The sequence below is a fragment of the Actinospica durhamensis genome (assembly GCF_018139695.1).
Lineage (GTDB): Bacteria > Actinomycetota > Actinomycetes > Streptomycetales > Catenulisporaceae > Actinospica > Actinospica durhamensis.
Map to the genome: position 1 here is coordinate 1 of NZ_JAGSOG010000803.1, position 418 is coordinate 418.

General features: G+C 74.2%; 1 protein-coding gene. It reads right to left on the minus strand.

What is annotated here, in order from left to right; all coding sequences use genetic code 11:
• A partial coding sequence (locus KDL01_RS42295) for a condensation domain-containing protein (RefSeq protein WP_212534321.1) occupies window positions 1-418 on the minus strand: 418 nt, incomplete at both ends.

A 418-nucleotide genomic window follows, 5' to 3' on the forward strand; every position in this document is an offset into this window, starting at 1 on the left:
CACCGGTCCGCCTCGACGAGCTTCGCGGCCGCCGCCTCGACGTCACCGGCGCCCGAGACGTCCTCGTCGCGCCACGGCACCGTCACCGACCGCGCCACGACCTGCGACCACTCGCCCGACTTCCGCTGGACGAACGCGGCACGCAGGTTCGCGTGCCGGCGCAGCAGCACGGAGGCCGCCTCCCGCAGGCGCGCACCGTCGACGTCGCCCTCGAACTCGAACACCAGCTGTGCGGTGTAGACGTCGGGACCGGCGTCGTCGTAGACGCTGTGGAAGATCATCCCGCGCTGGAGCGGCGCGAGGGGCAGGACGTCCTCCAGACCGGGTGTCTCGGCCTCCAGCTCCTCCAGCTCGGCCTGCGTCAGCGCCGGGTCCGCGACGTCGGTGGGGGTGAGTCCGCCGGCGCCGGGGTCGGTGG